This is a genomic window from Bradyrhizobium sp. SSBR45G (assembly GCF_030159255.1).
Taxonomy (GTDB): Bacteria; Pseudomonadota; Alphaproteobacteria; order Rhizobiales; family Xanthobacteraceae; genus Bradyrhizobium.
Window position 1 is genome coordinate 238,507 of record NZ_BSCT01000004.1, and the last position, 19,948, is coordinate 258,454.

General features: G+C 61.5%; 18 protein-coding genes and 2 pseudogenes. 10 read left to right on the forward strand and 10 right to left on the reverse strand.

What is annotated here, in order from left to right; translation table 11 throughout:
* Positions 1-6: 6 nt before the first annotated feature.
* From bufB to QQL87_RS07685, 3 genes are read left to right on the forward strand one after another with little or no spacing between them, the layout of a single operon-like run.
* Positions 7-912, forward strand: a complete 906-nt coding sequence (gene bufB, locus QQL87_RS07675) for an MNIO family bufferin maturase (protein ID WP_284417786.1) — start codon at positions 7-9, stop codon at positions 910-912.
* On the forward strand, positions 902-1,681 hold the full coding sequence (locus QQL87_RS07680) for an HvfC/BufC N-terminal domain-containing protein (RefSeq protein ID WP_284417787.1): 780 nt from the start codon (positions 902-904) through the stop codon (positions 1,679-1,681). Before bufB ends, QQL87_RS07680 begins: the two co-directional genes overlap by 11 nt.
* Positions 1,681-2,187, forward strand: a complete 507-nt coding sequence (locus QQL87_RS07685; protein ID WP_284417788.1) for a DoxX family protein — start codon at positions 1,681-1,683, stop codon at positions 2,185-2,187. The genes QQL87_RS07680 and QQL87_RS07685 overlap by 1 nt, the downstream gene beginning before the upstream one ends.
* A 92-nt stretch (positions 2,188-2,279) precedes the next feature.
* Here QQL87_RS07685 and QQL87_RS07690 read toward each other — a convergent pair whose 3' ends face one another.
* Positions 2,280-3,422 (reverse strand): patatin-like phospholipase family protein, encoded by a 1,143-nt coding sequence (locus QQL87_RS07690; RefSeq protein ID WP_284417789.1) that lies wholly within the window; start codon positions 3,420-3,422, stop codon positions 2,280-2,282.
* A 49-nt stretch (positions 3,423-3,471) separates the two neighbouring features.
* Positions 3,472-4,296: a 3-hydroxybutyrate dehydrogenase gene (locus QQL87_RS07695; protein WP_284417790.1), complete on the reverse strand. Its 825-nt coding sequence runs from the start codon at positions 4,294-4,296 to the stop codon at positions 3,472-3,474.
* A gap of 197 nt (positions 4,297-4,493) precedes the next feature.
* Here QQL87_RS07695 and QQL87_RS07700 point away from each other — a divergent pair, with 197 nt between their 5' ends.
* Complete coding sequence (locus QQL87_RS07700; RefSeq protein ID WP_284417791.1) at positions 4,494-5,381, forward strand: LysR family transcriptional regulator; 888 nt, start codon at positions 4,494-4,496, stop codon at positions 5,379-5,381.
* Positions 5,382-5,390: 9 nt separating this feature from the next.
* On the opposite strand, the gene QQL87_RS07705 is transcribed toward QQL87_RS07700, so the two are convergent.
* Positions 5,391-6,098, reverse strand: a complete 708-nt coding sequence (locus QQL87_RS07705) for a peroxiredoxin-like family protein (RefSeq protein WP_284417792.1) — start codon at positions 6,096-6,098, stop codon at positions 5,391-5,393.
* Positions 6,099-6,398: 300 nt separating this feature from the next.
* Here QQL87_RS07705 and QQL87_RS07710 point away from each other — a divergent pair, with 300 nt between their 5' ends.
* Complete coding sequence (locus QQL87_RS07710) at positions 6,399-6,881, forward strand: cupin domain-containing protein (RefSeq protein ID WP_284417793.1); 483 nt, start codon at positions 6,399-6,401, stop codon at positions 6,879-6,881.
* A gap of 120 nt (positions 6,882-7,001) precedes the next feature.
* Positions 7,002-8,207, forward strand: a complete 1,206-nt coding sequence (locus QQL87_RS07715) for an MFS transporter (protein WP_284417884.1) — start codon at positions 7,002-7,004, stop codon at positions 8,205-8,207.
* 127 nt (positions 8,208-8,334) lie between these two features.
* On the opposite strand, the gene QQL87_RS07720 is transcribed toward QQL87_RS07715, so the two are convergent.
* Together QQL87_RS07720 and QQL87_RS07725 are read right to left on the reverse strand one after the other, a co-directional pair.
* Complete coding sequence (locus QQL87_RS07720; RefSeq protein WP_284417794.1) at positions 8,335-9,186, reverse strand: alpha/beta fold hydrolase; 852 nt, start codon at positions 9,184-9,186, stop codon at positions 8,335-8,337.
* A gap of 87 nt (positions 9,187-9,273) precedes the next feature.
* Positions 9,274-9,825, reverse strand: coding sequence for a carboxymuconolactone decarboxylase family protein (locus QQL87_RS07725; RefSeq protein ID WP_284417795.1), 552 nt, complete (start codon positions 9,823-9,825; stop codon positions 9,274-9,276).
* A 113-nt stretch (positions 9,826-9,938) separates the two neighbouring features.
* On the opposite strand from QQL87_RS07725, the gene QQL87_RS07730 reads away from it, so the two are divergent.
* On the forward strand, positions 9,939-10,859 hold the full coding sequence (locus QQL87_RS07730) for a LysR family transcriptional regulator (protein WP_284417797.1): 921 nt from the start codon (positions 9,939-9,941) through the stop codon (positions 10,857-10,859).
* A 260-nt stretch (positions 10,860-11,119) separates the two neighbouring features.
* Here the strand turns inward: QQL87_RS07730 and QQL87_RS07735 are convergent, their stop codons facing one another.
* Together QQL87_RS07735 and QQL87_RS07740 are read right to left on the reverse strand one after the other, a co-directional pair.
* Positions 11,120-12,361: a hypothetical protein gene (locus tag QQL87_RS07735; RefSeq protein ID WP_284417798.1), complete on the reverse strand. Its 1,242-nt coding sequence runs from the start codon at positions 12,359-12,361 to the stop codon at positions 11,120-11,122.
* Between the two features lie 137 nt (positions 12,362-12,498).
* A complete protein-coding gene (locus QQL87_RS07740; protein WP_284417799.1) occupies positions 12,499-13,446 on the reverse strand; it encodes a hypothetical protein in 948 nt (315 codons plus the stop codon).
* Positions 13,447-14,078: 632 nt separating this feature from the next.
* Between QQL87_RS07740 and QQL87_RS07745 the strand changes: the two genes are divergently transcribed.
* Positions 14,079-15,683: an IS1182 family transposase gene (locus QQL87_RS07745; protein ID WP_284417800.1), complete on the forward strand. Its 1,605-nt coding sequence runs from the start codon at positions 14,079-14,081 to the stop codon at positions 15,681-15,683.
* 632 nt (positions 15,684-16,315) lie between these two features.
* Here QQL87_RS07745 and QQL87_RS07750 read toward each other — a convergent pair.
* Positions 16,316-16,534: an MbtH family protein gene (locus QQL87_RS07750; RefSeq protein ID WP_284417801.1), complete on the reverse strand. Its 219-nt coding sequence runs from the start codon at positions 16,532-16,534 to the stop codon at positions 16,316-16,318.
* Between the two features lie 151 nt (positions 16,535-16,685).
* Here QQL87_RS07750 and QQL87_RS07755 point away from each other — a divergent pair, with 151 nt between their 5' ends.
* On the forward strand, positions 16,686-18,008 hold the full coding sequence (locus QQL87_RS07755) for a penicillin acylase family protein (protein WP_284424103.1): 1,323 nt from the start codon (positions 16,686-16,688) through the stop codon (positions 18,006-18,008).
* A 126-nt stretch (positions 18,009-18,134) separates the two neighbouring features.
* Here the strand turns inward: QQL87_RS07755 and QQL87_RS07760 are convergent.
* A pseudogene (locus QQL87_RS07760) lies at positions 18,135-18,227 on the reverse strand (SMR family transporter); the annotation flags it as partial.
* Between the two features lie 163 nt (positions 18,228-18,390).
* Entirely contained in the window at positions 18,391-19,182 is a 792-nt protein-coding gene (gene aadA1, locus QQL87_RS07765; protein ID WP_001206316.1) for an ANT(3'')-Ia family aminoglycoside nucleotidyltransferase AadA1, read from the reverse strand.
* A 148-nt stretch (positions 19,183-19,330) separates the two neighbouring features.
* Between aadA1 and intI1 the strand changes: the two are divergent.
* Positions 19,331-19,903, forward strand: a pseudogene (gene intI1 / locus QQL87_RS07770) (class 1 integron integrase IntI1); the annotation flags it as partial.
* Positions 19,904-19,948: the final 45 nt, after the last annotated feature.

Below are 19,948 nucleotides of genomic sequence, written 5' to 3' on the forward strand. Positions count from 1 at the left end.
AACAGCATGACACATGCGGTCGCGTTGCGGGAATCTATCCCCATGCCCCTGTGCTGCCCTCCGCCGCTCGGGGGTGTGGCAGGGACCTGCTTCAAGCATGAGCATCTCCCCGCCATTCTCGGAGAGCCGCCGCAGCGCGGCTTCTTCGAGGTCCACGCCGAGAACTACATGGGCGCCGGCGGCCCGCCGCATCATGCGCTGGAACGTCTCCGCCGCGATCATGCGCTGTCGCTGCATGGTGTCTGCATGTCGATCGGCGGGCCTTCGCCCGTCGACCGCGATCATCTGGCCCGGTTTCGCGCGCTCGTCGCGCGTTACCAGCCGACGCTCGTCTCCGAACATCTGGCGTGGTCGACGCATGCCACCAGCTTCTTCAACGATCTGCTGCCGCTGCCCTACACCGCGGCAACGCTGGCGCGGGTCTGCGACCATGTCGACGAGGTCCAGGAGGCTATCCGGCGACCGATCCTGCTGGAAAATCCCGCCACCTACGTCACCTTCGCTGACTCCACGATCAGCGAAACCGATTTCCTTCGCAGCGTTTCGCAACGCACCGGCTGCGGCCTGCTGCTCGACGTCAACAACGTCTTCGTGTCCGCGACCAATCACGGCTTCGCGGCACTGGACTATTTGAATGATTTTCCGCTCGCGATGGTCGGCGAGATCCACCTCGCCGGCCATGCCGAGCAGCGCGACGACGATGGCGATGTGCTGCTGATCGACAGCCATGACGGACCGGTGGCCGACGCCGTCTGGAAGCTGTTCGAGCTCGTCATCGCCCGGAGCGGACCGCTGCCGACCCTGGTCGAGTGGGACAGCAACATCCCGGAATGGCAGGTGCTCAAGGCCGAGGCGGCCGCGGCGCAGCGCATTCTCGATCGAGCGGCCGAGGGCACGCGCCATGCAGCCTGACGCATCGTTCGACTACGCAGGGGCGTTTGCCGCGGGCCTGCTCGTGCCGGGTGCGGCGGCGCCCGCCGGCGTCACCGGGCCTGGCGGCAGGCCTGCGGGCCGACGCTATGACGTGTACCGCAACAACGTCACCGTGAGCCTGCTCAATGCGCTGGCCGCGATCTATCCGGCGGTGCAGCGGATCACGGGCGAGGCGTTCTTTCGCGAGATGGCGCGCAGTCATCTGCGGCAGACCCCGCCGACATCACCGCTGCTGTTCGCATATGGTCGCGACTTTCCAAGCTTCATCGAGATCTATCCGCATGCGGCGGAGCTGCCGTGGCTCGCCGACGTCGCGCGGATCGAGCGCGCCTGGCTGGACGCCTATCACGCCGCCGACGCCGCGCCGCTGTCGCCGGCAGCGCTGTCGATGATCCCGCCGGATCGGCTCGCCGAGGCCATTTTCATTCCGCATCCCTCCACGCGGCTCGTCCGCTCAACCTTCGCCGCGGTGACGATCTTTGCCGCCAATCGGACCACTGAGCACACAGGACGCATCGATGCCTCGACCGCCGAGGACGCTCTCGTGGTCCGGCCAGAATTTGACGTCGAGGTCCGGCGGCTGCCGCTCGGCGGGGCGATTTTCGTCGCCGGCCTGATCGCCGGCCGGCCGCTCGGCGAGGCCGCTGCGCATGCCTTCGCGGCCGATCCGCGGTTCGACCTCGCCGCCAACATCGCAGGCCTGATTGAGGCCGGCGCCTTCACATCCGTCACGTCGGGACATCCATGATGACTACAGAGCAACGGTTTGCAGCCAGTTCAAACCTTCCATCACTCGGCGCGCTCGCCGATCGAGCGAAGCAGCTCGTGCAGATGATCGCGCCGCCTTCGGTGGCACAGCTCGTGCTGCGGGTCGCGCTGGCGGTGCCGTTCTGGCGATCGGGGATTCTGAAATGGGACGGCTTCCTGAAGCTGAGCGACACCGCCGTGACCTTGTTCACCGACGAGTTCATGCTGCATCTGCCTGGCGGTCCCTATCATTTCCCGGCTCCGAACGTGATGGCCTTCATGTCCGGCTGCGGCGAGATCATGTTTCCGGTGCTGCTGGTGCTCGGTCTGGGAACGCGGTTCGCGGCACTCGGCCTGCTGTTCATGACCGCAATCGTCGAGCTCACTGTGCCCGATGGCTGGCCGCTCCACATCACCTGGGCGGCGATGGCGCTTGCGCTGATGGCGCATGGCGGTGGACGGATCTCGCTTGATCACTTGATGTGTGCTTGGCGAAGCCGGAGCTGATCGACGTTCGTCCAAGAATTCATGTGCGCATCGAAGCCGCGTCCGACCGGACACCGCTCGTCTCCCTGTTCGTGTAGCTCGCGGCGGCGTCTTCACTCCGCCGCGATCGGCAACTCGGCCATGTGCTCGTGCAGGACCACGCCCGAGAGCGCGTCGAACTCGCCGATCCACGGCTTCCGCTGCAGCACGGATTGGGTATGGGCGTAGCCGGCGTCCCAGCGCTGAATGATGCCGGAGGGACTGAAGTCGATGTCCTTGGTATGGGTCTCGTGGTCGAGCTGCGGCGCGAGAAGGCGCACGACATGCATCGTCGTCGAACAGCCGTAGCTGATAAGCTCCCGGACGGCCGGGTCGTTGCGCTCGTGCTCCGGCAGGCGCGCCGCCAGCTGGCTGATGACATGGCGGAGTCGGTGCGCTTGTTGCTGGCGCGCAATCTGGCTCACGATGCGGCTGGAGTATTGCACGTCCTTGTGACGGTTCAGCACCTCGGCCATCGTCGTCGGCTCGGCTCCCACCGGATTCCAGAGATGGACGGCGAAGATCAGCGAGTTCCTGCGCGGATTGTCGTCGAACACGGCTTCGGTCGGCGTGTTCGAAAGAATGCCGCCGTCCCAGTAGAGCTCGCCGTCGATGCGGATGGCGGGAAAGGCCGGGGGCAGGGCGCCGGAGGCCATGACATGCTTCACCGTCAGCTCGCCGTCGCGGCTGTCGAAATAGCGCATCTGGCTGGTCCGTACATGCGCCGCACCGACGGTCAGGCGAGGCGCACAGCGGTTGATCAGGCCGAAATCGACCAGATCATTCAGTGTCCGTTCCAGCGGGCTGGTTGAATAGAAGCCCGCATTGTCGGCCCCGAGCGGGTAGGAATAACCGGCATGGGCGAGCGGGTTGGGACGAAAGAAGCCTGGAATGCCGCTGGTGATCGTCGACCAATAGGACAGGCGTTCGTTGAATCCCGGAAAGGCGCTGCGCAGAGTCCAGACGGGAGTCTGCTCCATCCGCTTCCAGAATTCGCGCAGCCGCGACAGCCGTTTGTCCGGCGCATTGCCGGCGATCAGGCTGGCATTGATGGCGCCGATCGAGGTGCCGATGATCCAGTCCGGCTGGATGCCTGCTTCATGCAGCGCCTGGTAGACGCCGGCCTGGTAGGAGCCGAGCGCGCCGCCGCCTTGCAAAACCAGCACGGTCTGTCTCGGCTCCTCGTTGACGGCGTTTGCAGCGTGTACGGCTTTCATGTGCAGCTCCCTCGCCATGTCCAAGTCAGGTTCTGAGGCCATCGACGTCTCAATGGGCGGTCCAGCCGCCGTCGACCGGCAACGCTACTCCGGTGATCGAGGCCGCGGCGGCGCTCGACAGGAACACGGCCAGGGCGCCGAGTTCATCGACCGTCGCAAAGCGCTTGTTCGGCTGCTGGGCCAGCAGCACGTCGCGGATCACCTGGTCGCGCGAGATGCCGTGGGCCTTGGCCTGTCCGTCGATCTGCGCCTCGACCAGCGGCGTGGAGACGTAGCCGGGGCAGATCGCATTGCAGGTGATGCCAGCCTCGGCTGCTTCGAGCGCCGTCACTTTGGTCAGGCCGACGATTCCATGCTTTGCCGCGACATAGGCGGCCTTGAACGGCGAGGCGACCAGCCCATGAGCAGAGGCGACGTTGATGATCCGGCCGAAGCCGTTCTGGCGCATCGCCGGCAGCGCCAGGCGCGTGGTGTGAAAGGCCGACGACAGGTTGATCGCGAGGATCTGGTCCCACTTCTGTGGCGGGAATTGTTCGAGCGGCGCGACATGCTGGATGCCGGCATTGTTGACGAGGATGTCGAGCCGGCCGGATCGAGCGATGGTCGTTTCGATCATCTCGGCGATGGAGTCCGGGCTCGTCATGTCGGCCGGGGAGTAGTTCGCCCTGACGCCGCATCTGGTCGCGATCTGCTCCCGGGTCATTTCGATGTCTTTTGCATCGCCGAAGCCGTTCAGCACGATGTCGGCGCCGGCCTCAGCGAGAGCGCGTGCGATGCCGAGCCCGATGCCGCTGGTCGATCCGGTCACCAGCGCCACCTTGCCTGCGAGGAGGCTGGTGGTAACCGGAGACGGCATCTGCGCAGTAACGTTCATGGCTGATCCCTCGTAAGATGTCTTGGCGAGCGGACGCCGTGGGGTGTCCGATGTCGCTCACAGTCTGAGGGGCCGGCGGGTGAGATGGAAATGCTGCATGGCTTCCGAAACCATAGGCCGGCGCTATTGCAGCTCGGATGTCCTTCAACTCGGTTTTTGCTATCCATTCACGAGACACAGGAGCAGGGAGGCGATCGATGGAGATGCACCAGGTCCGCTATTTCCTCGCCGTCGCACGGCTGCTCAACTTCACGAGGGCCGCGGAGGAATGCAATGTCACGCAGCCGTCGCTGACGCGCGCGATCAAGCAGCTCGAGGCAGAACTCGGCGGCGATCTGTTTCGGCGTGAACGGCCGTCCGCCCAGCTGACCGAGCTCGGTCAGCGCATGCACCCGCTCCTGCAACAGTGCTACGACGCCGCGCTCGGAGCCCGCTCGCTGGCGTCCTCGTTCAAGAGTGGTGAGGTCGGCGCCTTGCGGATCGCGCTCACGCATTCGATCGACCTCGCGTTGCTGATCCCGCACCTCGAACAGATCAAGCGGCAGTTCAACCGGCTGGAGTTTCGCTTTCTGCGCGGCGATAGCCGCGAGGTCGCGAACTATCTGAAGAAGGGCGAGGCCGAACTCGGTGTTGCCGCCGAGATCGACGAGAGCTGGGATCGGCTCGATGTCTGGCCGCTGTTCACCGAGCATTTCGAACTCGTCGTGCGGACGGATCATCCTCTCGCCGGCCGCAACCCGGTCGAGATCGATGATCTGCGGGCCGAGCAGCTCTTGAGCCGGACCTATTGCGAGCACCGCAACCGGATTTCCGACAGTCTGCGCGAGCACGGCCTCGACATCGACCGCAGTCATGAGATCAGCTCGGAGCGCGATCTCATCGAGCTCGTCCAGGCCGACATCGGTGTTGCGATGATGCCCCACACCTCGCTGGTCCCCGATACGCTGAAGCGCACCGCGATCGCCGGTCTCGATGCACGGCGGACCGTGAATCTCTACGGCGTCGCCGGCCGCCAGCGCACGGCCGTGGCCTCGGCCGTCATGCGGATGCTTCGCGGCGCCGACTGGCGCAGCATTGCGGGCTGAGACGAGCGCTCAGTTCGCCCGGCTCAGCGCCGCGACCAGGTCCTCGACATCCATGCGCCGGCGGAAGTCCGGATCGACGAAGCGCGACGCCACCACGCCGTCGCGGCCGACCACGAACACGGCGGGAATCGGGAGCATCCAGCCGTCATTGCCGTGAAACCTCGCGAGGTCCTGGTGGGACAGCAGCTGCTGGATCTCGTGGCCGAGCCAGATCGCGAGGTTCAGCGACAGCGCATAGCCGTTGTCGAGATCGGTCAGCACCGGAAAGCTCGCGCCGCAATCGGCCTTGAACCTGGCCGTGTACTCCTGTGTCTCCGGCATGATGGCGACCAGCTGTGCGCCCATGGCTGCGATCCGCGGCTGGGCCTCGATCACGGCGCGGACGTTGAGCCGGCAATACGGACACCAATGGCCGCGAAAGAACATCACCGCCACCGGGCCCTGCGCCAGCAGCGACGAGAGCGCAACGAGACGCCCACGCTCGTCGGGCAGGATGAAATGCGGCATCGCTTCGCCTGGGCGCGGCGCATTGACGCCGCCTCCATTTTCCCCGAGCCGCTCGACCAGCCGGTCCACGGCCGTGGCATAGGCCGGGAAGATCTCCCGGCCTGCGTCGGCATAGGCGCGCAGCTGTTCGTTCAGAGGGCCATCCATCTCACGGCAGCGCTGAAACGCGAGCTTGAGCCGTTCGGCATCGGCGGAGGAGAGAGTGGTCATGGTCGGCTCCGACAAGGGCTGCAGAATAGGGCGTCTGCGCGGTTCCTGAAAGGGCGACGACGCGCAATGTGGGGCAATCGACGCTAGCAATCGACTTCGGCAAATGGGAAATGCCCATCCCCAATCAGTTCGATAGCCGCAGCCAATCGTGTCGGAAGGAATATCCCCTCGCGCCGCCGCTCGGACGCGGAATAGCTCCGCGCTATGGTCTCGAAAGACACTCGGCATTTCAGAAAGCCGCAGCCCGCGATGACAATGCCCTCACTGCCTTCCATGCCCCATCAACAGAGGAGATTCCTGATGTTCCAGCTCGCCCCCCTTTCGCGCGCATTGTCGCTCGGCCTCGCCGTCTTCGGCGCGGCCGTCCTGATCGCGCAGCCCACGTTGGCCGGCGAATGTCCGGCCGACAAGATGAAGCCGAATGCGCGTTCCATGGTCGACTACAAGCCGGTCGGCGTGACCGACGTCACGCTGGGTTCGATCGATCTCGAGAAGCAGCCGGCCAACATTAAGGACCGCGAGTTGCGTTTCCGCAAGCTGACCATCGAGCCCGGCGGCATCGTGCCGTGGCACAGCCATGACGACCGGCCGGCACTCATCTTCGTGCAGCAGGGCGAGATCGTCGAATACGCCTCCAATTGCGTCGACCCGATCGTGCACAAGGCCGGCGACATCCGCCCCGAAGTCCATGGCACCTCACACTGGTGGAAGAACCTCGGCAAGGAGACCGTCATCCTCTATGTGGGCGACGTCCGCCGCGATCCGCACGATCACAACATGTGACGACCGGGATGCAACGAGCTCCTCTCGTCCAACGACCTCGTTGCCCGATGTGACGTCCCCGCCACCGCCCCCGCGCGGGGCGTCACATCTTCCCGTGGCTTGGCAGGAGCGTCTCCCATGATGACGGACACGTCCGCGGCACCGATGATGCCAGCTGCAATGGCGACGGTCAGCCATGGTCCGAGCGCCATACGCCGCTCGCTGGTCATCGGGCTGACCGCGTTCCTCACCGTTGTCGATCTGTTCGCGACCCAGGCGATCCTGCCAGCGCTGACCCGCCATTATGGCGTGACGCCTGCTGCGATGGGCTTTGCCGTCAACGCCTGCACGATCGGCATGGCCATCGCAAGTCTCGTCGTCGGCATCTTCAGCCCGCGGATCAATCGCCGCGTCGGCATTCTGCTGAGTCTCGTTCTGCTTGCCGTGCCGACCAGCCTGCTGGCGGTGGCTCCCGGCCTGATGACCTTCACGGCGCTGCGCATCCTTCAGGGCCTGTGCATGGCCTCGGCGTTCGCGTTGACGCTGGCTCATCTCGGCGAGCAATGCAGCGCGGCCGATGCGGGTAGCGCCTTTGCGGCCTATATCACCGGCAACGTCGCGAGCAATCTCGTCGGGCGCCTGATCGCTACAGCGGTCGTCGATGGTCTCGGACTGGCCTGGAACTTCCTGCTGTTCGCTGCGCTCAACCTGGCCGGTGCCGTGCTGGTGTACGTCACGATCCGCGGCGCTGCGCCGAACATCGCGGGCGGACCCGGCGACAGTCCATGGAAGGCCCTGGCGGCACACTGGCGCAAGCCGCGTCTGCGCGCATCCTTCGGCATCGGCTTCTGTATTCTGTTCGCGTTCATCGGCACGTTCACCTTCGTCAATTTCGTCCTGGTGCAGCCGCCGCTCTCGCTTGGAATGATGACGCTCGGCGTCGTCTACTTCGTGTTCGCGCCCTCTGTGGTCACGACGCTGCTGGCGGGGCCGGTCGCAATCCGGCTCGGCACCCGCGCAACGCTGTGGGCGGCTCTGGCATTGGCCGCGTCGGGCCTGCCGCTGTTACTCACTGCGCACCTTGCTCTCGTGCTGGGCGGCATGGTGCTGGTCGCGGTGGGAACCTTCTTCGCGCAGGCAGCCGTCACCGGCTTCGTCGGGCGAACTGCGAGCGAGAATCGAGGCATCGCCAGCGGCAGCTATCTCGCCTGCTATTTCTTCGGTGGGCTCGCTGGCAGCGCGCTGCTCGGCCAACTGTTCGACCGGCACGGCTGGACTGCCTGCGTCGCCGGAATAGCGCTGGCGCTCGGCATGGCCGCCGCGCTTGTGTCGTGGCTGAAGGAGTGACCGGACTTGCTGTCCAAAGCCATGCATCGACGAGACCCCCCGCTTCACATCCTGCTGTTGTTCAGGCAGGAGCGGGGGGCCGGGAGTTCGGATCGCAGGAATTCGCACACAGCTGGCGGGGATGATCTCAGCCGCCGAAGCTCGCCTTGATTTCGGCTGCGACCGTGGCGGCGTTCTCGTCGAGGACGAAGTGGCCGGCATCGAGCCAGACGAGGCGGGCGTCGGGCAGGTCGGCGAGGTAGGCCTCGGCGCCGGCGGGGATGAAGAACGGATCGTTCCTGCCCCAGACGATCAACGTCTTCGGGCGATGGGTGCGGAAGGCCTGGTGCCAGCTGTCGTAGAGCGCGACATTGGTCTTGTAGTCCTCGAGCAGGTTCAGATGTGCCGCACCATGGCCGGGGCGATCGAGCAGCGCCTGATCGTACGTCCAGTTGTCGGGACTGATGGCTTCGACATTGCGGGCGCCGACCTGATATTGGTACTTCGTTGTTTCGGCGGCAAGGAGCCCGCGCGCGGCGGCCTCGCTGGCTGCGTCGCGCTTCTCCCATAACGGCAGGAAGAGCTGCGCCGGCATCTCGCCGACGCCTGCCATATAGGCATTGGTGTTCTGGATGACGAAGCCGGCGACGGCCTTCGGGTTGCGCGTGAACAGCCGGAAGCCGACAGGGCCGCCATAGTCGTGCATGTAGAGGATGGTGGAGCTCAGTCCGAGCTGCTCGATCAGCCCCGCCACGTGTGCGGTCAGAGTCTCGAAGCTGTAGTCGAACTCGGCAACCGATGGCGCATCCGACTGGCCGAAGCCGATGTAATCGGGAGCGATCACGTGGAACCGATCCGCCAGCAGCGGGATCAGGTCTCGGAACATGAAGCTGCTGGTGGGAAAGCCGTGCAGCAGGATGATGGTCGGATGTGCCGGATCGCCGGCTTCGCGATAGAACACTTGGCGATCATTGACGGTGGCGAACTTGTAGAGGGTCACGGGGAAAGCTCCGATGAAGGGGTGAAGGGGCACCGGCGCGTGAGGAGAGCCGGTCCTGTCCTCACGCGCTTGGGGGTGCTCTTGGGGTCAGGCGGCCTTGCTGGCTTCGACGACCGGGAAGTCGATCTCGGTCTTGAACACTTCGTTGAAGAAGTTGGTCCAGCTGTTCAGAGCGACGTGCTGCACGATTTCGATGACCTGGCCGTCGGTGTAGCCGGCAAGCTTCACGGCGGCGAAATCGGCGTCGGTGATATGTCCACGATTGGTGGCGACCGCGGCGGCGAAGCGAACGGCGGCGTCGGCCTTGGGATCGTTGGACGCTCCATTGCGGTTTGCGGTGATCTCCGCGTCATCCAGCCCGGCGAGGTTGCGGCCGAGATAGGTGTGGGCCGAGAGGCAGTAGCTGCAGCCGTTGATTTCGGCCACCGCCAAGGCGATCCGCTCACGCGTGGCGGCGGGCAGCGTACCCTTGCCGAGCGCGCCGGACAAAGCGAGATAGCCTGCCAGCGCCTGCGGGCTGAGCGCGATGGCGCGGAACATATTCGGCGTGCTGCCGAGCTGCTTGGCGACGCCTTCAAGCAGAGAACGCGAGGCTTCGGGCGCGTCGGCGATGGTGGCGGGGGTGGGGATACGGGTCATTGGAGGGTCCTTTCGTGGCAGCCCTGTTGGCTGATGACCCCCATCTACGTTCTTCCATTTTTGAGCAGTAGGCGTTATTTTCGAGAGCCGATATTTCAGTATTTGGAAGAATGATGGACCGCTTCGAAGCGATGCGGACGCTGGTGGCGGCGGTGGACGGCGGCAGCCTGTCGGCGGCATCCCGCGCGCTCGCCGTGCCCCTGCCGACGGTCAGCCGCTGGATTTCCGATCTGGAAGCGCATCTCGGCTCGCGGCTGCTGGTGCGGACCAGCCGCAAGCTGGTCCTGACCGAGGCCGGCGAAGCCTTCGCGGCTGTGGCGCGGCGCCTGCTCGACGATCTGGCCGAAGCGGAGCGCGCGGCCAGCGGCGAGTATCGCGAACCGCGCGGCGAACTGCTGGTGACGGCGCCGATCATGTTCGGCAAGCTTCATGTCGCGCCGCTCGTCCATGCGTTCCTTGCGGCCTATCCGCCGGTCAGCGTGCGGCTGATCCTGTCGGACCACGTCATCGATCTCGTCGACGCGCATGTCGATGTCGCGGTCCGCATCGGCCGCATGCCCGACAGCCAACTGATCAGCCGACAGGTCGGGCATGTGCGCTGGATCCTCAGCGCCAGCCCGGACTACCTAGCCCGCCGCGGCGAACCCGCCGACCTCGAGGCTCTGCGCGATCATGATTGCATCGCCTTCGAGGGTTTGCAGCCCTACCGGAACTGGACGTTCGGCAGCGGCGCCGGCGAACGCACGGTGCCGATCAAGCCGCGATTTTCGGTCAACACGGCCGACGCGGTGGTGGAGGCGGCGGCCGCCGGCCTCGGTGTCGCGCGCCTGATGTCCTACCAGGTCGCGCCTGCGATCGCTGATGGCCGGCTGGTGCCCATCCTGCACCGTCAAGACGATCGTCCGACGCCGGTCAATCTCGTGCACCAGCCGCAGCCGGTCCAACCGCTCAAGCGCCGCGCCTTTCTGGATTTCGTTGCGCCAAGGCTGAGCCTTGCGCTGGAGAAGATCGAAGAATCTCTTGGGATGGCATGAGCAGCGCCAGGCGTCGGCGGGCCCAAGTGTGATACGCTGTTCTGTATGGAACTAACAAACGACTTGTTGCTGTCCCGGCAAAGGCAGCCGATAGTTGACGAAGAGAAGCTCGGCATGACCCTGAAAAATATTCTTGTGGAATCAAGACCAAAGAAAATCGCCGGTCTCGCCATCGGCGTCTGGACGACGCATGCCGAAAAAAGCATCTCGGATCAATGTTTTAGCCCTGCCTAAGATCATCGAGTGGGAGTAGGGAGGGCTCACACCCTCGTTGGATTAGAGTTCACAAGCCAATGATCTTTTTCAATACACTGAACTGCAAGCCACTGAATTACGGGAATCACTACGCGCAGGGCATTCGAGCTCCGGGAGTAGGGTTCGAACGAGGGGGTAGGGCGTCCGCGCCTCGTTTTCTTTGAGTGGACTATTGCGCAGCGAATGTCGTAGAGCCAGCGCGACAGGTCAGCGAGCACGTCAGTTCTAACGTCCAATCCTCGGATGGCGACTCCTGACGCAGTTAGGATGTCTGCGAAAAGCCGTTGTTGTGCAGTCGGCGAAAGGCTGGCGATCAAATTCGTTACATCCGAGCTCGTGGTTACGAAGTCCACTACATGCTCAAGCTGTAACCGTTCACTTTGCGCCGGTGCACGCCCAAGCAATGATCCTGCGTCGTCGAAATAGTACTCAAGTACATTGTAAAATCCGACAAATGCCTTGAGTGGATTGCTTTCCTTTAAACCGGAGAAGTAGTGTGACAGCAGTAAGGGAGAGTGCTGTTTGGCTCCGGTGATTTGTTCCAGTGAGAGATCGTTCCGGGTACATCGACATGACGAAGCTGGTAAAGGGATCCGCTTCGTAGATGGATCGATCTGTCTAATCGAAATGTTCGCTAAGGCAGACGCTTGCCAAAAGTCGATCAGTCCATCGTCGGCTTTCAGCACGCGCAACTTGCCACGGTAGCCGGGCCTGCTGTTGCTGGGAGAGATTGTGACCACAACCTTCTTTTCCAAAGCCGCTGTCAGAGCATCAAGGTACGCGCGAAGGCAGTCATCCGCGTAGTTTTTTCCAATATCCCAATCCTGAAGGTCCGTTCGATCATCTGGATCTTCAGCGGCAATTGAGTGGACATCTGGATCGTTTAGCGAGTCGACGGTCAACGATTGAGTGTGCCGCAGGTCGGTATCTCTATAGAATCCGCTCGGGTCGTCGTTCCAAAATCTAGCCTGCTCGACTTTAGTTGTGATTTTTGATTCCGGATTAAGTTTGCTGAACTCGAACAGATAGTTGTCAATAAGATACTCCAGATCTCCTTCGTCTAATTCATCCATTCCACTTTCGAAACGTATCGTTGCCACGGCCTCAAGCTCATCTAGGTAATAGAAGGCTTGCGCGGTTAGCACCGGTTCGCCGTGGAGGATTGGATGAAGCAGCATAGGATGAGACAGGCCAGTGAAGAGCACCGCCCTTGCAAGCCCCTGACTGTTGGCAATTTGAGTAACCATTATTCTTGCCACAGCAGATGACCCTCTTGAGTTGGCAGATTTCTGATGTGCTTAGGATGGATAGAGCGTAACGAAATCCATCAGCGGAATGGATCGGTGTCGATTCGCTCTACTCACCGTAGAGCTAATCCGCCTAATCATGCTCGGCTCGTTTGCTCGTCGACCTCGCCTTCGTACGGGAACCACGCCATCCGGCTATCTGAGATCGTGGTGTCATATCGTTCGATGAACTTAAGGAACTTGTCCCGGTCGGTGTTGTAAGACTCTGCCCATTTGCCGATGCCGGTACTAATCGTGACAATGAGACCGTAGAGGTTGAAGGGCTTGGCCGTATCTGATCCGATCGCGGGCAGCATCTTAGGTCCTCCAACATAGGGCATGATCGGCGATATCTTCCCTGCCACGACCTTTCTCGAGGCCAGATTCGTCATGTGGAGTACGGAATTACGAAACTCCCACAACTCGTCCGAGCTAATTCCCTGGGACGAGAGGTCGACATAAGCGTCCAGCCAACGTGTGAAGTTGCTCGGGACATCCCCATATTCCACAAAAGCGAGTGTATCGACGCACGACATCAGTAATTTGGCGCAGGAGACATGGAGGTGCGCGTTGAACAACGTGCGAATACCGAGGAAATAGTCGTCATTAATCAAATCGGTGAAACGGAAGTGACTTCCATCAGTGTAGCGTACCAAATAGTCAGGCATCGCGCCGCGGCCTTTCTCTGCAGTCACCTGATCACCCCGGAATGGGCCGACTCCGGTCTGAAGATCAACTTTTGGCTCCCCATCGACGATGGCGGTAATGCAAAAAACGGGCTCAGCGGGCGCTCGGAATAGTTCGAATGCCTTCTCGAAGTAGCCGAAGATGTTCCCATGGCGCTGTGCCGCGAGCCATTCCGCGGGCGTGAATGGTCGAAGAAGAGGAAAACGTCTAGCAACGGGGTGATCGGCGTCGATGCAGGCCCGTAAGAATCGCATTTTCATCGCATCGTCGCCGTCGACGCGGTGATGGCGCACGCCATAATTGCTGGCAACGCCATCATCGAAATAGAGAAAGATGTTGAAGATTCGCTCGGCGGACATTTTCCTATGCATCTAAGCTAGACCCCACCCGAGGAGCGAGTTGCTAAGCTGCGGCGCTCATCGACGAGAGCAGGATATCTCAACGCCGTGTCTGCCCTCAATAGGTGCTTGCTTCCGATTCGGGTGGATTTCCCGAGTGTGGCTGTTGAGTGAGCATTCCAATTCCTCCCTTCAGAGCGTGAGCTGCGACTCAGTCGTAGCCATGCTACGTCATATTCATACCCCTTCCGGAGCCGCTGTTCATATCTGTCGCGACCGCCTTGAGCCAATCACCCGCATCCGCCGAGACCGACCCGGAATCTCTCGAGAAGTACGGTGAAGCTGCATAAAACTAGGAGCTTCGCTCGCTATCGAGACCGCCCCTCGGCGGCCCGTGCGCAGCGCGAGGTCTGCGGCGAAATCCCCGGCATCCACATCTTTCGTGATGACGATGACGTGGATGGCCGTGACGATGGGGAGAGAGGTTGGGCCACTCACGGATACGTTCGTGGTGTGGCTGATGACCTGCCCGACGGGCAACCCTTGCATGCCCCGCATGCGCCAACTGCCCGTCGTGCCAGTTTGCCGCAAGCTAATCCCTTGCCACGACGAGGCTGGGCAAGAACTCAAGATTGCCTGTACGATTCGGCATCATGACGAATCGTCCGTTCAAGATCGGCGAGAGCCGCGATCAAGAGAGCCTTCTGCCGCCTCGGATCGAGGATTATGTCGGGCCGGACAATCCGGTTCGGGCAATTGACAGCTACGTTTCCGCCCTCGATCTAGCCAAGCACGGCTTCCGCCACGCAAAGCGCCGCGGATCGGGAGCCGGGCAGCCGCCGTATGATCCGGCGGATCTGTTGAAGCTCTATCTCTATGGCTATCTGAACCAGATCAGATCGTCACGAAGGCTGGAACGGGAAGCTTGCCGCAATCTGGAGCTGATCTGGCTGTTGAAGAACCTGAGGCCCGGCTATCGGACGATAGCGAACTTCCGCAAGGAGAACTGGGCTGCCTTGAAGGCGGCGAACCGTAGCTTCGCCCTGTTGCTGCAGGAGATCGGGTTGATCGGCGGGACCCTGGTCGCGGTCGACGGCGCGCTGTTCCACGGCAATGCCAGCAAGGACAGCATCTTCACGCGCGGGAAGCTCGCCAAACAGATCGCCAAGCTCGATGAGGAGATCGAGGCGTACGGCAAGTCTCTCGACACCAACGACGCGGCGGAAGCCAAGCAGCCCGACGACGGCAAGGATGGCGGCGATGTCGGGGACAAGATCAAGGAGCTGATGGCCAGGCGTGAACGCGCACAGTCCGATCTGGAGAACCTGGACAAGGGCGACAAGGGACAGGTGTCGAAGACCGATTCCGATGCGCGACTGCTGAGCAAGGGCGACCAGACGATCGCAGGCTACAATGTCCAGAGCGTCGTCGACGACAAATATAAGCTGATCATCGCCAGCGAGGTCGTCAATCGCAGCGATACAGGACACCTTCATATGATGGCTAAGGCGGCCAAGGAGGTCCTCCGGGTCGAGGCGCTGCAGATACTGGCAGATGTCGGCTATTACAACAGCGAGGATATCAAGGCTTGCGAGGATGACGGCGTCACCGCCTATGTCCCGCTGCATCACGGCAATGGCAAGAAGCACGGTCGCTTCACGCGAGGTGACTTCACCTACAATTCCGCGACCGACACCTACCAGTGTCCCGCAGGCCAAGCGCTGCATCCAACAAAGAAGCTCTGGAAGAATACGAGCGGCAGGATGGAACGCCGCTACCTGGCCTCCTTGGCGACTTGCGGCATCTGCCCCCTCAAGGCGTCTTGTCTCTCTGCGAAGGAAAAAAGCCGCCGCGTCTCTCGATGGGAGCACGAAGAGGTGCTGGATCGTCACCGCCAGAGGATGGCGAGCGAACAGGCCGGCCAATTGATGCGCCGCCGCTCGGCCATCGTCGAGCACCCGTTCGGCACGCTCAAGTGCCGCGCCGGCTATCAGCACTTCCTTGTCCGTGGCTTCGACAAGGTTCGCGGGGAATGGAGCCTCATGGCGCTCTGCTACAATCTCACCCGCGCCCTCAACATTCTCGGCTTCGACGACTTCCTCGCCCGCATCGCCGAATGGGCTCTTGCAGCTCTACATGCCACTTCCGGCGAAGCGAGGGGCGCATGGGAGGCGGTTTCGCTTGCCCTGATCCGATTCTGGACCATGATGCAGCCATGGCCCGAAATTGCACCGCGCCGAGCCCTCTCACCCCCCTAATTCGGTTTCTTGCCCAGCCTCGTCGGGCAAATCACGCGCACATTTCCGCTCGTCCTGGCCCGCCGGAGGGGCGTTTCGCGATCGTCATGAAGCGTCGAGTCGGGGATGCGACGGGCGCGTTGCTCTGCAGCCGGGTGTCACAGCCCGTGCCGACGAACGGAGCGAGGCGACGGCGAAGTGGTGTGGTCCTGGTCTCCCGACGCTGAGACCAAGCCGGTGGGGATGATGATCCGCTGGTGACGGGGGCAAGACAGCCGATCCCCGGGGAGAGCGCCTATAACCCGCAAAACCGTCGCGCAGGGAAGGCCGGATATTGGGCTGAACCTGTGGTTCTGCCGCGTGCTTATTTGTTGCACGCGGACCGCGGGTATCAGTCGATACCCGGTCTTCCCTGCGCCTCTTCGTCGAGAGGAGAGGTCCACTTGAGAGCACAACTCGGGCGGAAACCGTCGCGAGATGGCTCAGCCTTGTCCGCTGTTTGAAACGTAGAACGCGCGCGGGTGGGATGTCCCGCGGCCAGTCGGCAAAGGCCCATGATCTGCGGTGTCGCCGGCGCAGTCCAGTCCGCTGTCGACGCCGCATCAACGCCTGTGACCGTCCATCGGGGCCAAGTGAGTGGATGTGGTTGAGCCTCAATGCTTCGCGGCAGCCATCTGCTGACGGAGGCTGAGAGGGCGCATATCGGTCCACACGCTGTTGATGTAGTCGAGGCATTGTGGCTTGGCGGCTTTCTCGCCGACGATCGACCAGCCTTTGGGGGGATCGCGATCGGCTCGCCAGATCGAGTACTGCTCCTCGGAGTTGACGACGACGTAGTACAGACGGTCGGATTGCGCGTCGTCACTGTCCATTTTTGGATCTCCTTGTTGGAAACACGTCGGTCGATCAACTCAACTTGAGGTTATTGTTGATTTCAAACGTGCACAAGATCATTAGCATACCTCTGCGATGATTTTTCGTGGGCGAGCGGAGGTGACACCTCGCGCATGCAGGATGTGCCTGATGCCGGTTCGTGAGATGGGCTTCCGCAAGATGGTGCTGCGCAGGGTTCTCTTTGGCGTCGCGCTTGCTCTCTTTATATGTGTGGCTGCCATTGGAAGCTTTCTGCTTTGGTTGCATGGCGGCCGGCCGCAACCAACCCTGACGCTGGTGAGGCCCGGGGCGAACACGTCGATCCTCGTCACTCGCGATGATGCGGGATTGCCGACGATCGAGGCGCCGACCGCCGATGACGGCGCATTTGGCCTCGGCTACGTTCATGCGCAGGATCGCCTGTTCCAGATGGATCTGGCGAGACGGTACGGAGCAGGGCGGCTGTCCGAGTGGTTCGGTCGTCCCAGTCTGGGCAGCGACCGCTTCATGCGGACGCTTGGACTGGGCGGCTTGGTCGAAAAGCAATATCGCCGGCTCTCGGCGCCTGTGCAGGCAATGCTGCGAAGCTACGCGGACGGGGTGAATGCCTATGCCACGTCGGGCCCTCGGGCCCTCTCGCTGGAATACTACGCGCTCAACGTCGGCTTTGAGCCCTGGCGTCCTGAAGACTGTCTGCTCTGGGCCAAGCTGATCGATCTCGAACTGACCGGAAACTTCAGGGACGAGCTGTTGCACGCGCAGCTGCTGCGTAAGCTGCCGCCGGCCGATCTCGATGTCCTGTTTCCGGCCTACCCGCGAACGGCGCCGGTCGTGCTGGAGCGGATGCGGGCCGAGCTCGACCACATTCCCCTCGAGCAGATCTATGCCAGACTGCCGGACCGTGTCGGTGCGTTCGAGGCGTCCAACAACTGGGTTCTGTCAGGGGACCGAACCGCGTCGGGAAAGCCGCTGCTCGCGAACGATCCTCATTTGAAATTCGGGATCCCGAGTGCCTGGTATCTGGCGCGTGTGAAGACCCCGACGGAAACCTTGACCGGAGCAAGCGCGCCCGGAACTCCGTTCATCCTGATCGGACACAACCGACACATCGCGTGGGGGATCACGGCGACCCGGAGCGACGTCGCAGACCTCTTTATAGAGAAGGTCGATGCCGCCAACCCGAAGGCCTATTTGACGCCCGATGGGTCGGAGCCGTTCGAGCGCCGTGAGGAGATCATCGCGGTCAAAGGCGAAGCGCCGGTCGCGATGACCGTCCGCAGCACCAGGCATGGTCCGGTGATCTCGGACCTGGCCGAGTTTGCAAAGCAGGTTCCCGCCGCCGATCACGTCCTCTCGCTGCAGGCGACCTGGCTCCGCAGCGAAGACACTTCCCCCGAAGCCGCCTGGGGCTTGAGCCTGTCTCTTGATCAGATCTGGCCGCCTAGGCCGAATTCCCGGGGATCCGGTGATTGATTGAGCAAGCTTTATGCTTGTAAACCGTTTTGTGAAAAAATTTTTAAAATAAAAAAGGGGACCTCTAGGGTCCCCAATTAATTAGTAATATAATCTATTAAAGGTCATTCAAAAGGTCATCCACCGGATCAGCTTAGTAAAGCCCTCGCTAGATTTTAATGCGGATGTTGCGATTACTTCGCCAACTATTGCGATAACAAGAAAAAGCCAGCCTTTCATGATATATCTCCCAATTTGTGTAGGGCTTATTATGCACGCTTAAAAATAATAAAAGCAGACTTGACCTGATAGTTTGGCTGTGAGCAATTATGTGCTTAGTGCATCTAACGCTTGAGTTAAGCCGCGCCGCGAAGCGGCGTCGGCTTGAACGAATTGTTAGACATTATTTGCCGACTACCTTGGTGATCTCGCCTTTCACGTAGTGGACAAATTCTTCCAACTGATCTGCGCGCGAGGCCAAGCGATCTTCTTCTTGTCCAAGATAAGCCTGTCTAGCTTCAAGTATGACGGGCTGATACTGGGCCGGCAGGCGCTCCATTGCCCAGTCGGCAGCGACATCCTTCGGCGCGATTTTGCCGGTTACTGCGCTGTACCAAATGCGGGACAACGTAAGCACTACATTTCGCTCATCGCCAGCCCAGTCGGGCGGCGAGTTCCATAGCGTTAAGGTTTCATTTAGCGCCTCAAATAGATCCTGTTCAGGAACCGGATCAAAGAGTTCCTCCGCCGCTGGACCTACCAAGGCAACGCTATGTTCTCTTGCTTTTGTCAGCAAGATAGCCAGATCAATGTCGATCGTGGCTGGCTCGAAGATACCTGCAAGAATGTCATTGCGCTGCCATTCTCCAAATTGCAGTTCGCGCTTAGCTGGATAACGCCACGGAATGATGTCGTCGTGCACAACAATGGTGACTTCTACAGCGCGGAGAATCTCGCTCTCTCCAGGGGAAGCCGAAGTTTCCAAAAGGTCGTTGATCAAAGCTCGCCGCGTTGTTTCATCAAGCCTTACGGTCACCGTAACCAGCAAATCAATATCACTGTGTGGCTTCAGGCCGCCATCCACTGCGGAGCCGTACAAATGTACGGCCAGCAACGTCGGTTCGAGATGGCGCTCGATGACGCCAACTACCTCTGATAGTTGAGTCGATACTTCGGCGATCACCGCTTCCCTCATGATGTTTAACTTTGTTTTAGGGCGACTGCCCTGCTGCGTAACATCGTTGCTGCTCCATAACATCAAACATCGACCCACGGCGTAACGCGCTTGCTGCTTGGATGCCCGAGGCATAGACTGTACCCCAAAAAAACAGTCATAACAAGCCATGAAAACCGCCACTGCGCCGTTACCACCGCTGCGTTCGGTCAAGGTTCTGGACCAGTTGCGTGAGCGCATACGCTACTTGCATTACAGCTTACGAACCGAACAGGCTTATGTCCACTGGGTTCGTGCCTTCATCCGTTTCCACGGTGTGCGTCACCCGGCAACCTTGGGCAGCAGCGAAGTCGAGGCATTTCTGTCCTGGCTGGCGAACGAGCGCAAGGTTTCGGTCTCCACGCATCGTCAGGCATTGGCGGCCTTGCTGTTCTTCTACGGCAAGGTGCTGTGCACGGATCTGCCCTGGCTTCAGGAGATCGGAAGACCTCGGCCGTCGCGGCGCTTGCCGGTGGTGCTGACCCCGGATGAAGTGGTTCGCATCCTCGGTTTTCTGGAAGGCGAGCATCGTTTGTTCGCCCAGCTTCTGTATGGAACGGGCATGCGGATCAGTGAGGGTTTGCAACTGCGGGTCAAGGATCTGGATTTCGATCACGGCACGATCATCGTGCGGGAGGGCAAGGGCTCCAAGGATCGGGCCTTGATGTTACCCGAGAGCTTGGCACCCAGCCTGCGCGAGCAGGGGAATTGATCCGGTGGATGACCTTTTGAATGACCTTTAATAGAT

Excerpts from the sequence above, each read along its gene's own strand:
- QQL87_RS07730 (WP_284417797.1), top strand. The coding sequence starts at position 9,939 with ATGGACCGCTTCGAAGCGATGCGGACGCTGGTGGCGGCGGTGGACGGC.
- QQL87_RS07750 (WP_284417801.1), bottom strand. The coding sequence starts at position 16,534 with ATGGACAGTGACGACGCGCAATCCGACCGTCTGTACTACGTCGTCGTC.
- QQL87_RS07690 (WP_284417789.1), bottom strand. The coding sequence starts at position 3,422 with ATGAAAGCCGTACACGCTGCAAACGCCGTCAACGAGGAGCCGAGACAG.
- QQL87_RS07695 (WP_284417790.1), bottom strand. The coding sequence starts at position 4,296 with ATGAACGTTACTGCGCAGATGCCGTCTCCGGTTACCACCAGCCTCCTC.
- QQL87_RS07745 (WP_284417800.1), top strand. The coding sequence starts at position 14,079 with ATGACGAATCGTCCGTTCAAGATCGGCGAGAGCCGCGATCAAGAGAGC.
- QQL87_RS07705 (WP_284417792.1), bottom strand. The coding sequence starts at position 6,098 with ATGACCACTCTCTCCTCCGCCGATGCCGAACGGCTCAAGCTCGCGTTT.
- QQL87_RS07710 (WP_284417793.1), top strand. The coding sequence starts at position 6,399 with ATGTTCCAGCTCGCCCCCCTTTCGCGCGCATTGTCGCTCGGCCTCGCC.
- QQL87_RS07700 (WP_284417791.1), top strand. The coding sequence starts at position 4,494 with ATGGAGATGCACCAGGTCCGCTATTTCCTCGCCGTCGCACGGCTGCTC.
- QQL87_RS07740 (WP_284417799.1), bottom strand. The coding sequence starts at position 13,446 with ATGTCCGCCGAGCGAATCTTCAACATCTTTCTCTATTTCGATGATGGC.
- bufB (WP_284417786.1), top strand. The coding sequence starts at position 7 with ATGACACATGCGGTCGCGTTGCGGGAATCTATCCCCATGCCCCTGTGC.
- QQL87_RS07680 (WP_284417787.1), top strand. The coding sequence starts at position 902 with ATGCAGCCTGACGCATCGTTCGACTACGCAGGGGCGTTTGCCGCGGGC.
- QQL87_RS07725 (WP_284417795.1), bottom strand. The coding sequence starts at position 9,825 with ATGACCCGTATCCCCACCCCCGCCACCATCGCCGACGCGCCCGAAGCC.
- QQL87_RS07685 (WP_284417788.1), top strand. The coding sequence starts at position 1,681 with ATGACTACAGAGCAACGGTTTGCAGCCAGTTCAAACCTTCCATCACTC.
- QQL87_RS07735 (WP_284417798.1), bottom strand. The coding sequence starts at position 12,361 with ATGGTTACTCAAATTGCCAACAGTCAGGGGCTTGCAAGGGCGGTGCTC.
- QQL87_RS07715 (WP_284417884.1), top strand. The coding sequence starts at position 7,002 with ATGACGGACACGTCCGCGGCACCGATGATGCCAGCTGCAATGGCGACG.
- QQL87_RS07755 (WP_284424103.1), top strand. The coding sequence starts at position 16,686 with ATGCCGGTTCGTGAGATGGGCTTCCGCAAGATGGTGCTGCGCAGGGTT.
- aadA1 (WP_001206316.1), bottom strand. The coding sequence starts at position 19,182 with ATGAGGGAAGCGGTGATCGCCGAAGTATCGACTCAACTATCAGAGGTA.